This is a genomic window from Pararhodobacter aggregans (assembly GCF_003075525.1).
In the GTDB taxonomy this organism is placed as follows: Bacteria; Pseudomonadota; Alphaproteobacteria; order Rhodobacterales; family Rhodobacteraceae; genus Pararhodobacter; species Pararhodobacter aggregans.
In genome coordinates this window covers 321,088-334,294 of the sequence record NZ_QDDR01000002.1, presented here as the reverse complement: position 1 = coordinate 334,294, position 13,207 = coordinate 321,088, and the positions used below count along the sequence as shown (strand labels likewise).

Genomic DNA, 13,207 nt, shown 5'->3' with positions numbered 1-13,207 from the left:
GCCCTTACTCCTCGCGCCGGTCGCGGCGGCGCTTGCGGTCCAGATCGCCGTCGCGGATGTCATCGGTCAGCCAGTCCAGCACCTTGTGCAGGTTGGGCGCCTGCACCGCCTGATCCAGCACCGATTCCAGCGCCTGCAGGATCGCGCCGCGCGAGCCTTCCACCGTGCCGACCTGATTGATGTTGATTTCCTTGATCTTTTCGACGGGCTTCATCATCTCGCCCATGATCTTCGGCATGGCCTCCAGCCGCGCCAGTTCCGCCTCATGCGCCAGAACCGCGCCCGAGCGCGTGTTCTCCGCCGCGATCCGCGCGGTCAGCGCCTCGGCCTCGGCCCGGCGCATCGCCAGCCCCGCCTCGGCGTCGAGCTTCGCGGTCTCCAGCTTCTCGCCCGCCACCTTGCGCGCCGTCTCGGCGGCGATCTCGGCCCGGCGGCCGGTGGCGATGGCCTCGGCCTCGGCGGCGATCAGCCCCAGATCGCGGCGCCGCTCGGCCTCGGCCCCGGCGCGGGCGGTCTCGATCGCCTCATGCGCGCGCACGGCTTCGGCGCGGGCCAGATCGGCCTCGGCCTGGGCGCGGCTTTCCTCCTGGCTTTTGGCCAGAACCTGCACCGCGCGCTCCTGCTCGGCGATTTCCAGCGCCCGGGCGCGCAGGATCTCGGCCTCGCGGATCGCCTGTTCGCGAGCAATGTCGGCGGCCTGGATCTGCTGCTCCATGCGGATGCGCGAGGCGGCGGCGGATTGCTCGGCCTCGGCCTTCGCCCGCGCCACCTCGGCCAGTTGCGTGGCCATCAAGGCCTCGATCTGCTGCGCCTGCGAGATTTCGGCCCGGCGTTCCTCCAGGTCGATCTCCATCTTGCGGCGCGCGGCCTCCATGGCGGCGCGGCGGACGGAAACCTGGGTATCCGACTCGATCTCGGCCCGCTCCTTCTTCGATTGCGCCACCACTTCGGCCAGCTTGCGCAGACCCACGGCGTTGAAGGCGTTGTTCTCGTCCAGCGCGGTGAACTGCGTCTGATCCAAGGCCGACAGCGACACCGCGTCCAGTTGCAGACCATAGCGCTCGATGGGTTCGGCCAGCGCCGCTTTCACGGCGGCCACGAATTCCGCCCGCCCCTCGTGGAGCTCATCCATCGTGTGCCGCGCCGCGACCGAGCGCAGGGCGTCGACCAGCATCCCCTCGATCAGCGCGCGCAACTCATCGGGCTGGAAACTGCGCCGCCCCAGCGCCTGCGCGGCGCGGGCCACGCTGGCCTCGGTCGGCGGCACCGAGAGATAGAACTCCGCCCCCACATCGACGCGCAGCCGGTCGCGGGTGATGAGCGCGCGTTCGGCGTTGCGGTGCACCTCCAGCCGGATGGTCTGCATGTTGACCCGGCTCACCTCGTGGAACCAGGGCAAGGCCAGCGCGCCGCCGTCGATGACGACCTTGCGCCCGCCGATGCCGGTCCGCACCAGGCTGACCGCGTTGGTCGCGCGCTGATAGAACGCCGCCGCCAGCGCGATCAGCGCGGCGAGGACGACCAGCAAGGCGATGATCCAGAAGATGGTGCTCATCTGTGGGTCCTTTCGGGATGCCTCAAAGCCCTTCGAGGCTGGTTTTAAGCTGGGCCCCGGCCCCGCCATCGGCGGCGAGCGAGGCCCCCGTCAGACCCGCGGCGAGGTCCGACAGAAGGAAGACGGCGGCGCGGGCGGCCAAGGCGGGCCCGGCGGAAGGATCGAGGCCCAGGGCCGCCGCCTGCGCGGTCGGCAGGCGGCCATCGGGCGCGGCGGTCAGCAGCGCGTTGACGCGGATACGGGGCCAGCGGGTGGCGCGGCCCATGGCCCAGGCCTGCATGGCCCAGCCGATCAGGCGCGGTGTGCCTGTGGGTTCGGTATCGAGGCCCCAGCGGGCGGCGAAAGCGGCGCCCTGCCCCGGCCTGAGGCTGACCCCGGCCCGGATCGCCCCCAGCGCCCCGGCCCGCTGGGCGTCATCGCCCGCACCCCGCACCACAATCGCCCCCCCGGCCGCCATCCGCGGCCCCATGAGGTCGCCCAGCAACCGCGCCAGCGCCAGCGCCTCGGCCAGTTGCCGTGCGGGCGGCCCTTCCGGCATCGCGGGCAGCAGCGCGAGGCCGTCCAGCCCCTCGGGCAGCGCGGCGGCGACGGCTTCGGCCGCACCCGTCTCGCCCGGCTCGATCCGGTAGAGCGCGCTCAGATGCTCGAACCGCGCCGCCCCGTCGATGCCCAGCACCTCGGCCCCGGCAGCCTCGGCCGCGGCGGCCACGGCCAGCCCCAGCCCCGAGGCCGAGCCCAGAACCGCGATCCGCTTGCCGGCAAGGAGGGGCAGCGCCATGGTCAGAACACCGGCGGGAAGGGCCGGCCGCCCCGGTCGAGCGTGATCCAGCGGGTTTCGGTGAAGGTCTCGATCGACCAGCGCCCTCCGTGCCGCCCGAGGCCCGAGGCCTTGGAGCCGCCGAAGGGCACATGCGGCTCGTCGTTCACCGAGGAGCAATTGACGTGGCACATGCCGGTTTCCAGCCGCCTGGCGATCGACAGCGCGCGGGCCTCGTCGCGGGTAAAGACGCCCGCCGACAGCCCGTACTCGGTGTCGTTGTTGATTGCGATAGCTTCCTCGTCGGTGCGGAAGGGGATCACCGGGACCACCGGGCCGAAGGTCTCGTCCCGGTAGACCAGCATGTCGGGGGTGACGCCGGTCAGGATCGTCGGCTCGACGAAGCGGCCGTTGATGCCGCCGCCAACGACCACCTTGGCGCCCTTGGCGATGGCGTCCTCCAGCTGCGCCCGGACCCGGGCCACCTGCCGGTCGTTAATCAGCGGGCCGATCACGTTCGACTTGTCGGCCGTATCGCCGACCTTCAGCTTCGCCGCGCGGGCCGCGAATTTCGGCAGGAAGTCGGCATAGATCTTCTCATGCACCAGCACCTTCTCGACCGACATGCAGATCTGGCCCTGATGCATGAAGCTGCCGAAATTGGCCGCCTGCGTGGCGCGCTCCATATCGGCGTCTTCCAGGATGATGAGGCTGTCCTTGCCGCCGAGTTCGACGCAGGCCTTCTTCAGATGGGCCCCCGCCTTGGCGGCGATGGCCCGGCCCACCGGGGTGGAGCCGGTGAAGGAGATGCCCTTGACGAAGGGATGCTCGATCATCTCGTCACCCATCCCCGCGACATTCTCGCGCGAGCAGGTGATGACGTTGAATACGCCCGGCGGAACGCCCGCCTCTTCCATGATCTCGGCAAAGCAGAGCCCGCCGATATAAGGCGTGTCCTCGGACGGCTTCAGCACGATGGTGTTGCCCGCCGCCATGGCGAAGGCAAAGCCCCGCGCGGTCAGGATGCCGGGAAAGTTCCAGGGGCTGATGACCGAAATCACGCCCATGGGCGAACGGACGGCGGTGGACATCTTGCCGTATTCGGACGGCATGATCTCACCCAAGGGCTGGTAGCAGATCGCGGCGGCCGAGCGGAAGACTTCGGTGACGTAATGCGCCTCGAAGGCGCCCTTGCCGAACCAGCCGCCGCCCTCGGCCTGGTTGGCGGCGATGTAGTCGGGCGCCCGGCGTTCCCAGATGTCGCTGATCCGGTGCATCAGATGCGCGCGCTCGGTGAATTTCATCGCCGCCCAAGCCGGAAAGGCGGCATGCGCGGCCTCGATGGCGGCGGCGGCATCGGTGCGGCTGCCGTCGGGCGCCTCGGCGAACAGCGCGCCGGTCGAGGGGTTGAGATCGGGGAAGGTGCGCGCGGCGCGCACCCATTGGCCGTTGATGTACTGGCCGCGGAGCGTCCTGGTGGCGGGAGAGTCGAGCATGTCAGACCTCGGTTTTGCTGAACTGGGCGGTGCCGGGACGGCGCCGGTACACCTCGACCCGGGCGGCCGAGGCGGGGATCGGCGGTGCGTCCGCCGGGGCAGTTGGCGCGGCGATGGGGGCGCCAGCGGCTGGCGCGGCAGGCCGCGCGGTGGGGCGCAGGGGTGGCAACGAACTGGCGACGGGGCGCGCGCGGGCCTGCCTTGCGGCGGCCTCGATCGCCTCGAGCGAGGCTTTCAGCGCGTCCGAGCGCTGGCTCACCGCCGCCTGCATCGCCCCGGGGCTGAGGCTGCGGGGCGCCGCCCCCCCGGGCGCCTTGCGCGCGGCTCCGGCGACGATGGCGTCGATGTCGAGGCCCGAGATTTCCGAGGACGGGACCGAGCGGATCGGCTTGACCCGGACCTGCGGCGTCGGCGGCGCGGGGACGCTGGTTTGCAGCACCGGCGCGGCCGGGGCCTTCGCGGGCCCGGTCGCGTGGCCCGAGGCGCCGCCCAGATAGGCCGCCTGCACCGCCGGGTCGTGCAGCAGGACCGAGGCCCTGTCCTCGCGCAAAATCCGGCCGTTCTCCAGCAGATAGCCCCGGTCGGCGATGCCGAGGCTCAGCTTGGCGTTCTGTTCGACCACCAGAATCCCGAGGCCGGTCTCGCGCACCTTCTTCAGCGTCTGGAACAATTCCTTGGCCAGAAGGGGCGACAGGCCGAGGCTGGGTTCGTCCAGCATCAGGATTTCCGGGTTCGACATCATCGCCCGGCCGATGGCGACCATCTGCTGCTCGCCGCCCGACATGGTGCGCACCACCTGCCGGGCCCGGTCGTTGAGCTTGGGGAAAAGCCGGGTCAGTTGCTCGAACCGCGCCTCCACCTCCTCGCGGGCGCGCTGCGGATTGGCGCCCAGCATCAGGTTCTCGCGCACCGTCAGCTCGCCGAAAATCCCCCGTCCTTCGGGCACCAGCGCGATCCCGCGTTCCACCACCTTGTGCGGCGGCAGGCCCAGAACCGGCTCGCCGCTGACGCTGACCGCGCCCGTGGCCTGCCCCTCGCAAACCCCGGCAATCGCCTTCAACAGCGTCGATTTCCCGGCGCCATTGGCCCCCAGAATGACCACGATCTCGCCCGGGCTGACCTTGAGCGACGGCCCGGCCAGCGCGATATGCTTGCCATAGCGGACGGCGAGTTCCTGCACCTCAAGCATCGTCATCCCCCAGATAGGCGCGGATCACTTCCGGGTCGGACAGCACCTCGGCCGGCGTCCCCTCGGCGATCCTGGTGCCCGAGGACATGACCACGCAGCGGTCACACAGGCTGCGGATCGCGTCCATGACGTGTTCCACCAGGATGATCGTCCGCCCCTCGTCACGCAAGGAGCGGATCAGCGCGATCCCGGTGCCGAGTTCGGTGGGATTGAGCCCCGCCAGCCATTCGTCCAGAAGCAGCACCTCGGGATCGCCCGCCAGCGCGCGCGCCAGTTCCACCCGTTTGGTGTCGATATAGGTCAGCGCCGAGACCGGCATCCCCATGACGGCGGTCAGCCCCAGACGGTCGATCAGCGTCAACGCATGGGCGCGGGCCTCGGCCCCCCAGCGGCGGCGATGGCCGAAGGCGGCACCGGCGATGACGTTGTCCAGAACGCTCAGCTCCGGCAGCAGGCGGACAAGCTGGAAGGTCCGCCCCACCCCCAGCCGCGCCACCTTATGCGCGGGCTTGCCGGCCAGTTCATGCCCCTCCAGCCGGATCGACCCGGCGGTCGGGGCGAAACTGCCCGAGATCATGTTGATCATCGTGGACTTGCCCGAACCATTCGGCCCGATCAGCCCCATGACCGAATGCTCGGTCACGTCAAAACTCACGTCATTGACCGCGACCAGCCCGCCGAAGCGCTTGGTCACGTTCCTCACCTGCAGGACCGTGCGGCTCATGTCCGGCCTCCGAAGCGACGGCGGAACCGCTCCCAGAGGCCGACGAACCCGCCGGGCAGCAGGTAGACGATGACCAGAAACGCGATGCCCAGCAGCAGCAGCGTCTGGTTCGGCGCCTGACGGGTGATCGCCTCCCACAGCAGGCTGAAGGGGATCACCCCCGCCACCGGCCCCCATAGGCGCCCGGTCCCGCCCAGCAGCGCCATGATGACGACCTGAAAGGACAAAAGCGGCGCGAAGGCGGTCGAGGGCTCGATATAGATGTAGCGCGGGGCCAGGATCGCGCCGGTCGCCGCCGCCACCGCCCCCGGCACCATGAACAGCGCCACCTTGGCCAGCGCCGTGTCGATGCCCGCGTGTTTGGCCACCGTCTCGTCATTGCCGATGATCCTGAGCGCAAAGCCCAGCCGCGAGCGGCCGATCAGCCAGCCCGCCAGGAACACCAGCGCGCCCAAGGCCACCAGCATCCAGTAGATCTCGCGCTCGGTGATCGAGGTCAGCACATACATGCCGCGATGCCCGGTCTGGTTCTGCACCCAGGTCACGACCTGCCGCACCATCTCGGCCAGGCCCAGGGTGAAGATGACGAAATAGACGCCCGACAGGCGCAGCGTCACCAGCCCGACCAGCGCCGCCAGCACCGCGCCGATCACGGCGGCCAGGGGCGGCAGCACCCAGAACGGCAGGCTCTGAAAGCCCAGACCCGTGACGAAGGTGCCGATCCCGAAGAAGGCGGCGGTCGCCAGCGAGATGTAATGCGTGGGGCCGGAAAACAGCGCCCAGCTGGTGGCCAGCACCACGAACATGGCCATGGTCGTGCCCATGGTCAGCCAATAGGGGCTGCCATAGACCGGCAGCAGCGCCGCCAGACCCAGCAGGGCGGCCGAGATGGCCAGATTGCGCCAGTCGGTGCCGCTCATCCCCGGGCCTTTCCAAAGAGACCCGCGGGCTTGAAGAGCAGCACCAGCAGGAAGAGGAGATAGGCCGCGGCCAGCGTCAGGCCCGGGTCGACCAGCCGCGCCACCGCCGTCTCGGCGATGCCGAGGATCACCGCCGCAACGATGGTGCCCCGCACGTCGCCGACGCCGCCCATGATGATGATGATCAGCGCCTTCATGGTGAAGAGGACACCCACCGAGGCATCGAGCGTGAAGAACATCGACACCAACGCGCCGCCCGTCGCCGTGACCGCGCCGCCCAAGGCGAAAGCCAGCGCCGAGGCACGGCGCACATCGACCCCGACCAAGGAGGCCGAGGCCGGGTTCACCGCCACCGCCCGCAGGTTCAGGCCGACGCGCGAATAGGTCAGCCACAGCCAGAGCGCGCCGCCGATCACTACCGCCAGCACGAAGGCCACGACGCGGTTCTGGGCGTAGGAGCTGCCGAACATCTCCAGGGGCTGCGCGAGGAAGGCATAGTTGAAATAACCGCCGCCGAAGGCCCAGGTCATGATGCCGACAAAGGCGAAGGACATGCCGAACGTCGCCAGGATCGAATCGACCTCCAGCGCGCCGCGGCTTTTTGCCCGTTTCACAAGGGGTTGCAGCATGAAGCGGTAGATCAGCCAATTGGCCACGAAGGCCACCGGCGCGATGACGATCAGCGCCGCCACCGGGTTGACCTGCCCCGCGGTATAGAGCCAGAAAGCGGCGAATCCGCCCGCGACCAGCATCTCGCCATTCGCCAGGTTCATGATCCGCGCGACGCCGTATTGCAGGTTGAGACCCAGCGCGATCAGCGCATAGGTCCCGCCCAGCAGCAGGCCGGTTATCAGGATGAACATCGGGTCAGATCCGCCGTCTTGCCGGAGGGGGCGGCGCGCAGGGACACGCGCCGCCCGCCGGGATCAGTTCCAGCCGTCGAACAGTTCGGCGGCCACGGCCCCGTCACGCCCGCGCGCCGCGATGCCCCGGAACACGCCGTCCTGCCATTGGCCGACGGTCCAGTACCGCTCGTTGTCGTTGTTCTCGTTGAAGTTCACCGGCCCGAGGATGGTCTCGTACTCGTGCGAGCGGTCCTGCAGATAGGCCAGCACCGTGGCGCGGTCGATCGACCCCGTGGCCTCGATCGCCTGCCCCAGGATTTCCAGCGTGGCATAGGTCGCGGCCGAGGCCCAGTAATCGGGCGCCTGCCCGGCGAATTCCATATGCGCCTCGGCGAAGGCCTGGAAGGCCGCGTCATCGGCATTGACGCCACCCATGCCCATCACCCCCTCGATCTGGTCGCCGAAACGGGCGGCATAGCCCGGGAAGGCGGTGGCGACGGCGGTGAAGAACACATGCGGGGCGAAGTTCTGCACGATGGCCTGATCGGTCAGCGCGAAAGTGTCACCGGGATAGGACCAGGCGATGAAGGCATCGGGGGTCGCGGCCTTGGCCCCGTCGATGACCGGCGCCAGATCCTGCGTGCCCAAGGGATACGAGCTTTCGTAGACGATCTCGAACCCGTTCTCCTCCAGCACCCCGCGCGAGATGCCCGCCATCTCGATCCCGAAGGCGTCGGCCACGTTGACCAGCGCCACGCGGTTGCCGATCTCGCCCCGGTCGCGCATGCCGACCAGCACATGGGCGGTATCCTCGGCCATGACCGAGGTCCGGCCCAGCACGAAGAACATGTTGGGGAATTGCTGCGCCAGCGCCGGCTGCTGGTCGGTGACGGCCGTCCCGGTAATCATCGGATAGCCGAGCTGCGCGAAGATCGGCGCCGCGGCCAGGTTCATGCCGGTCGAATAGGGCGCGACCATGAAATCGACCTGATCCTGCGTCGCCAGACGCTGCGCCGCCTGAATGGCCTGCTGCGGGTTGGTCTGGTCGTCGTATTCCACCAGTTCGATGGTCATGCGGCGGTCGCCGACCTGCAGCCCGCCCGCCTCGTTGGTCTGATGCACCCAGAGCCGCACGGCCGGCCAATGGGTGACGGTCGCGCCCCCGGCCAGCGGGCCGGTCTGCGGCGCGGCGGCGCCCATGCGGATGGTATCCTGCGCCAGGGACATCCCGGCCCCGGCCGCCAGCGCGACGGCGGCAGCCGCCAGCTGCGTGAATGTTCTGCGATACATGTGACATCTCCCCTTTGTCATCGTTGTCGGCTCTGTGGCCGCCGTTCGCTCCGACCCGGCGTCGCCGCCGGCCTCCTCCCCGGAACGCCGGGCATCCGCATGGATGCCGGCCCCGCGCAACGGACCCTGTCTGCCCAACCTCCCCAGACGACAAGGCAGCGCCATGATGCATTGCCCCGAATACATTTCAAGAGATTTGACACCGTGAAAGACGGTTTTCTGATGCTGCAAGGCAGCAAGAAACCGCACCACCGCGGGGGAAGCCTATATTTTTTTCAGATGCCTAGGACGCAGCCTTGCATCCAGCGACTAGCTCGGCGCCCGAGTGTCGCAATCAACGCAAACCTCTGAATGTATACATTCGGCAAAAAGTCAGTGCTTTCAGCCGCAAGACGCAAAAGCCGGGCGCAAGGGATGCGCCCGGCCGTTTTGCCATCAACCGAGGTGACGAGGGTTCAGAAGGTGATCGTGCGGCCCAGCGTCAGGCGGAAATCCCGGCCCCGGCGCGGCAGCGAGGTCGAATAGGAGCCGTCGAGCGCGTTGAAATAGTTCAGGTCGAAGACGTTGTTGACCGCGAACTGCACATCGATCCCGCGCAGCGCCCCGCTCTGCGGGCGCCAGGTCAGGAACAGGTCATGCACGGCATAGCCCGGGAACCGGTCGCCCGAGGCCAGCGTCACCGGCCCCGCGAAGGTGCCGCGCCAGCCGATCTCCAGGTTCTGCTGCGGCAGGCGGCGGCCGATCTCCAGCATCAGTTCCGGCGCCGGGGTCGAGGCGAGGCGGTCGCCCGTGCCCTGGTCGATGCCCTCGATCCAAGCGGCGGCGCTGCGGCCGAACCACAGGTCGGACTGGTAGGAGGCCTCAAGCTCGATCCCGCGGATCCGGGCCCGGCCGATGTTCTGGAAGCTGGGCTGACCGACGATGCCGACCCGTTCGATCCGGTCGCGGAACTGGTTGTTGAAGGCAGTAAGCTTCAGGTCCAGCCCGTCGCCCTCGGCGATCAGGCCCCGCCCCTGCCAGGCGACGCCCAGCTCGACGGTGCGCGCGTGTTCCGGCCGCAGCGCGATCGAGGAGATCCCGCCCCCGGTGCCGCTGTCGAAGACCTCGTCCAGCGAGGGCAGGCGCGTGGTTTCGGCCAGGGTGCCGAAGACCGACCAGGCCTCGTTGAAGCGGTATTGCGCCGACAGCGAGGCCGCGGTGCCGCTATGGGTGATCGGCGTGTTCAGATAGGCCGGATCGACGCCCGCCGTCGCCACCATGCGCGAGCTGTCGTGACGCAGCGCGGCCAGCAGGGTGAAGTCCTGGTTCAGGACGAATTCGTTCTGCACGAAGACGCCCCAGGTGTCGGCGCTGCCCGCCGGGTGCGAGGTCAGGGTCGAGGCGCCCGAAACCTGCACGCGCTCGCGCTGCGCCGCCTCGGCGCCGAAGGTCAGATAGTTCTGCCAGGTGGCGCCTTCCATGGTGATGGTGTTGCGCGCGTTCAGCGACAGGGTCTCGTAGGCATAGACCGAATCCTGGAAAATCGAATAGGGCGGCGAGAAGGGCCAGCCCGGGTAGCCGGTGGCGTTCGACTGGTCGACCTCGGAGCGCGAGAAGCTCAGCTGCACCCGCGCGTCGATCCAGGGATTGTCCGAAGCCGGGTTCTCCCAGGTGATCTGCGCCGTGTCATCGGTCACCACCCGGTCGACGAAACCGAAGACGGTGAAATTGCCATAGGCCGAATAGGGCACCTGCACGCCCGAATTGGTCCAGCGCGACAGCGTGAAGCGGAAGCTCTGCTCGCTCTCGTCGAAGGGCCGCCAGGTGGCGTTGATGAGCGCCGACTGGCTGGACAGGTTGGTGCCCGAAACCGGCACCCCGCCGCCCGCCTCGTAATTCTGCTCCTGCCGCCCGGTCAGCGCGGCGAGGAACTCGAACCGCTCGTTGAAGCGATGCGCCAGGATCAGCGAGCCGGAATAGCCCGCGTTCGATTGGCCCGAAAGCCGGAAGCGCAGCGCGGTGTTCTCGTCGCCGGTCAGGAAGTCCGAGGCCTCGCGCGTCTCGAAGGCGACGACGCCGCCGATGGCGCCCGAGCCATAGAGCAGGGACGCCCCCGGGCCGCGCAGCACTTCCACCCGGCGATAGAGGTCCGGCTCGCCGAAATGCGAGCCCACGCGGTATTGCTCGAAGTATTTCTGCACGCCGTCGACGGTGACGACGATGCGGTTCTCATCCGAGGCCGATTGCGTGCCGACGCCGCGGATGTTCAGGAACTGGCCGGTCATCGACTCGCCGCCGAAGGCCTGAACGCCCGGCACGGCGCGCAGCAATTCCCCGGGCGTGGTCGCCTGTTCGCGGTCCAGGTCTTCCTGTTCCAGCGCGGTCACCGCCTGGGGCGTGTCGATGGCGACGCGGGCGCGGCCCGCGGACAGGATGATCCGGCCCAGCAGCGTGAAGACGCCCTCGCCGGTGGCCTGTGCGGCGGCGGGGGTCGAGAGCGCGGTGGCAAGCGCCAGCGTCGAAACCGCACCGAGGCGGCGGATGGTGGGTGACATGGGTCCCTCGTATGGTTGTTGTTGATGCTGGCGAGGGGCTGGCAGTTGGATGGGTCAGGCCGCGGCTTGCGGCAGGATGAAAGGCGTGCCGTCGGACGGCGGCGTGGACACGCGGATCGCGCAGCCATAGGCGGCGGCAAGCGTGGCATCGGTGAAGACCTCGGCCGGGGTGCCGCGCGCGGCGATGCGGCCCGCGGTCATCAGCCAGACCTGATCGGCGACCATGGCGGTGAGGTTCAGGTCATGCATGACGGCGATCACGCCCCCGCCCGCCTCGGCGAAGTCGCGGGCGATGCGCATCACCTGCAACTGGTGGCCGATGTCGAGCGCGGCGACAGGTTCATCGAGGAACAGCCAGCGCGGGATCCCGTGGACCACCGGCTGCCAGACCTGCAACAGGACGCGGGCCAGATGGACCCGCTGCTGCTCGCCACCCGAGAGTTCCTGGAACAGCCGCCCCTCATAGCCTCCCAGCCCCACGCGGTGCAGGGCCTGCGCGGGCAGGCTGCGGGCATCGGCGCCGGGCACCCCGGTCAGGCCCAGCCGGACGATCTCCAGCACGGTGAAGGGAAAGGCCAGCGGCACCGATTGCGGCAGCACGGCCCGGCGCAGCGCCAGCGCCTCGGGCTTGAGGCTGCGCAGGTCCTGCCCGTCAAGGCGCAGCCGCCCGGACGAGGCGACCTCGCCCGTCAGCGCCCGCAGCAGCGTCGTCTTGCCCGAGCCGTTCGGCCCGACGATGCAGGTCAGCGTCCCGGCCTTTGCCTCAAGGTCGATGCCCTTGAGGATCGGCTTGCGGCCCAGCGTGACGGACAGGGTTTCGGCGTCCAGCATGTCAGAGATCCACCAGCCCGCGCTTGCGCAGCAGGATCCACAGGAAGAACGGCCCGCCCGCCAGCGCCGTGACGATGCCGATGGGCAGTTCGGCGGGCGCGGCGATGGTGCGCGCGACCATATCGGCGCCGATCAGCAGCGCCGCCCCCAGCAGGCCCGCGGCGGGCAGCAGGAAGCGGTGATCCGGCCCCATGGCAAGGCGCAGGAGATGCGGCACGACGATGCCGACAAAGCCGATCCCGCCCGACACCGCCACCGCTGCCCCGGTCATCGCCGCCACCGCGAGGATGGCGAGGCGCTTGGCGCGCTCCACCCGGATGCCCAGATGCATGGCCGTGGCCTCGCCCAGCGACAGCGCGTTCAGCGCCCTTGCCATGAAGGGCACGGCCAGCAGCCCCAGGATCATCACCGGCGCCGCGGCGGCAAGGCGGGTCCAGCTGGACCCGGCCAGCGAGCCCATGTTCCAGAAGGTCAGATCCCTGAGTTGCGCGTCGTCCGCGAGGAAGATCAGCACGCCCATACCGGCGCCCGCCAGCGCCGCCATGGCGATCCCCGCCAGCAGCATCGTCGCGACCGAGGTGCGCCCGGCGCGGGTGCTGATCCGGTACAGCAGCAGCGTGCTGGCCCAGCCGCCGAGGAAGGCGCCGATCGGCACCAGATGCGACCCCGCCAGCGCCACCAGCCCGGCGGGCAGCAGACCGCCCAGCACGATGACCAGCACCGCGCCGAGGCTCGCGCCTGCGCTGACCCCGACGATGCCGGGATCGGCCAGCGGGTTGCGGAACAGGCCCTGCATCACCGCCCCGGCGACGGCCAGCGAGGCGCCGACCAGCGCCCCGGTGACCAGCCGCGGCAGACGGATGTCGAGCAGGATCACCCGCTCGCGCAGCCCGATCGCCTCACCCGCCAGCCAGTCGCCCAGCACCGCCCAGGGCGAGACCCCCGCCGCGCCCACCGCCAGCGAGGCCACGCCCGCCGCCAGCAGCAGAGCCACCAGCGCCAGCGTCACCTTCTGCGCCCGGGGGGCGCGGTCGCCGGACGAGGCCGGAGGGGTCAGCGCCACCAT

General features: G+C 69.6%; 11 protein-coding genes. All 11 read right to left on the bottom strand.

Annotation, left to right across the window (positions count from 1 at the left end; all coding sequences use genetic code 11):
• Nucleotides 1-4: 4 nt before the first annotated feature.
• A complete protein-coding gene (locus DDE23_RS05720) occupies nt 5-1,555 on the bottom strand; it encodes a flotillin family protein (RefSeq protein ID WP_107750561.1) in 1,551 nt (516 codons plus the stop codon).
• A gap of 22 nt (nt 1,556-1,577) precedes the next feature.
• The gene (locus DDE23_RS05715; protein ID WP_107750562.1) at nt 1,578-2,333 is read right to left on the bottom strand and encodes a hypothetical protein; all 756 of its coding nucleotides are present in this window, start codon (nt 2,331-2,333) and stop codon (nt 1,578-1,580) included.
• A gap of 2 nt (nt 2,334-2,335) precedes the next feature.
• Nucleotides 2,336-3,808 (bottom strand): aldehyde dehydrogenase family protein, encoded by a 1,473-nt coding sequence (locus tag DDE23_RS05710; protein WP_107750563.1) that lies wholly within the window; start codon nt 3,806-3,808, stop codon nt 2,336-2,338.
• Nucleotide 3,809: 1 nt separating this feature from the next.
• Nucleotides 3,810-4,997 carry an ABC transporter ATP-binding protein gene (locus DDE23_RS05705; RefSeq protein ID WP_107750850.1) on the bottom strand — a complete coding sequence of 396 codons (1,188 nt, stop codon included), beginning with the start codon at nt 4,995-4,997 and terminating at the stop codon, nt 3,810-3,812.
• Complete coding sequence (locus DDE23_RS05700; protein ID WP_107750564.1) at nt 4,990-5,721, bottom strand: ABC transporter ATP-binding protein; 732 nt, start codon at nt 5,719-5,721, stop codon at nt 4,990-4,992. Before DDE23_RS05700 ends, DDE23_RS05705 begins: the two co-directional genes overlap by 8 nt.
• Complete coding sequence (locus DDE23_RS05695; protein ID WP_107750565.1) at nt 5,718-6,641, bottom strand: branched-chain amino acid ABC transporter permease; 924 nt, start codon at nt 6,639-6,641, stop codon at nt 5,718-5,720. The genes DDE23_RS05700 and DDE23_RS05695 overlap by 4 nt, the downstream gene beginning before the upstream one ends.
• Entirely contained in the window at nt 6,638-7,504 is an 867-nt protein-coding gene (locus DDE23_RS05690; RefSeq protein ID WP_107750566.1) for a branched-chain amino acid ABC transporter permease, read from the bottom strand. The genes DDE23_RS05695 and DDE23_RS05690 overlap by 4 nt, the downstream gene beginning before the upstream one ends.
• 63 nt (nt 7,505-7,567) lie before the next feature.
• Nucleotides 7,568-8,776, bottom strand: coding sequence for an amino acid ABC transporter substrate-binding protein (locus tag DDE23_RS05685; protein WP_107750567.1), 1,209 nt, complete (start codon nt 8,774-8,776; stop codon nt 7,568-7,570).
• Nucleotides 8,777-9,231: 455 nt separating this feature from the next.
• Nucleotides 9,232-11,310: a TonB-dependent receptor domain-containing protein gene (locus DDE23_RS05680; protein ID WP_107750568.1), complete on the bottom strand. Its 2,079-nt coding sequence runs from the start codon at nt 11,308-11,310 to the stop codon at nt 9,232-9,234.
• 54 nt (nt 11,311-11,364) lie between these two features.
• Nucleotides 11,365-12,141 carry a heme ABC transporter ATP-binding protein gene (locus DDE23_RS05675; RefSeq protein WP_107750569.1) on the bottom strand — a complete coding sequence of 259 codons (777 nt, stop codon included), beginning with the start codon at nt 12,139-12,141 and terminating at the stop codon, nt 11,365-11,367.
• 1 nt (nt 12,142) lies between these two features.
• Nucleotides 12,143-13,207 (bottom strand): FecCD family ABC transporter permease, encoded by a 1,065-nt coding sequence (locus DDE23_RS05670; RefSeq protein WP_107750570.1) that lies wholly within the window; start codon nt 13,205-13,207, stop codon nt 12,143-12,145.

Excerpts from the sequence above, each read along its gene's own strand:
- DDE23_RS05715 (WP_107750562.1), bottom strand. The coding sequence starts at position 2,333 with ATGGCGCTGCCCCTCCTTGCCGGCAAGCGGATCGCGGTTCTGGGCTCG.
- DDE23_RS05675 (WP_107750569.1), bottom strand. The coding sequence starts at position 12,141 with ATGCTGGACGCCGAAACCCTGTCCGTCACGCTGGGCCGCAAGCCGATC.
- DDE23_RS05685 (WP_107750567.1), bottom strand. The coding sequence starts at position 8,776 with ATGTATCGCAGAACATTCACGCAGCTGGCGGCTGCCGCCGTCGCGCTG.
- DDE23_RS05720 (WP_107750561.1), bottom strand. The coding sequence starts at position 1,555 with ATGAGCACCATCTTCTGGATCATCGCCTTGCTGGTCGTCCTCGCCGCG.
- DDE23_RS05690 (WP_107750566.1), bottom strand. The coding sequence starts at position 7,504 with ATGTTCATCCTGATAACCGGCCTGCTGCTGGGCGGGACCTATGCGCTG.
- DDE23_RS05695 (WP_107750565.1), bottom strand. The coding sequence starts at position 6,641 with ATGAGCGGCACCGACTGGCGCAATCTGGCCATCTCGGCCGCCCTGCTG.
- DDE23_RS05700 (WP_107750564.1), bottom strand. The coding sequence starts at position 5,721 with ATGAGCCGCACGGTCCTGCAGGTGAGGAACGTGACCAAGCGCTTCGGC.
- DDE23_RS05670 (WP_107750570.1), bottom strand. The coding sequence starts at position 13,207 with ATGGTGGCGCTGACCCCTCCGGCCTCGTCCGGCGACCGCGCCCCCCGG.
- DDE23_RS05680 (WP_107750568.1), bottom strand. The coding sequence starts at position 11,310 with ATGTCACCCACCATCCGCCGCCTCGGTGCGGTTTCGACGCTGGCGCTT.
- DDE23_RS05710 (WP_107750563.1), bottom strand. The coding sequence starts at position 3,808 with ATGCTCGACTCTCCCGCCACCAGGACGCTCCGCGGCCAGTACATCAAC.
- DDE23_RS05705 (WP_107750850.1), bottom strand. The coding sequence starts at position 4,997 with ATGCTTGAGGTGCAGGAACTCGCCGTCCGCTATGGCAAGCATATCGCG.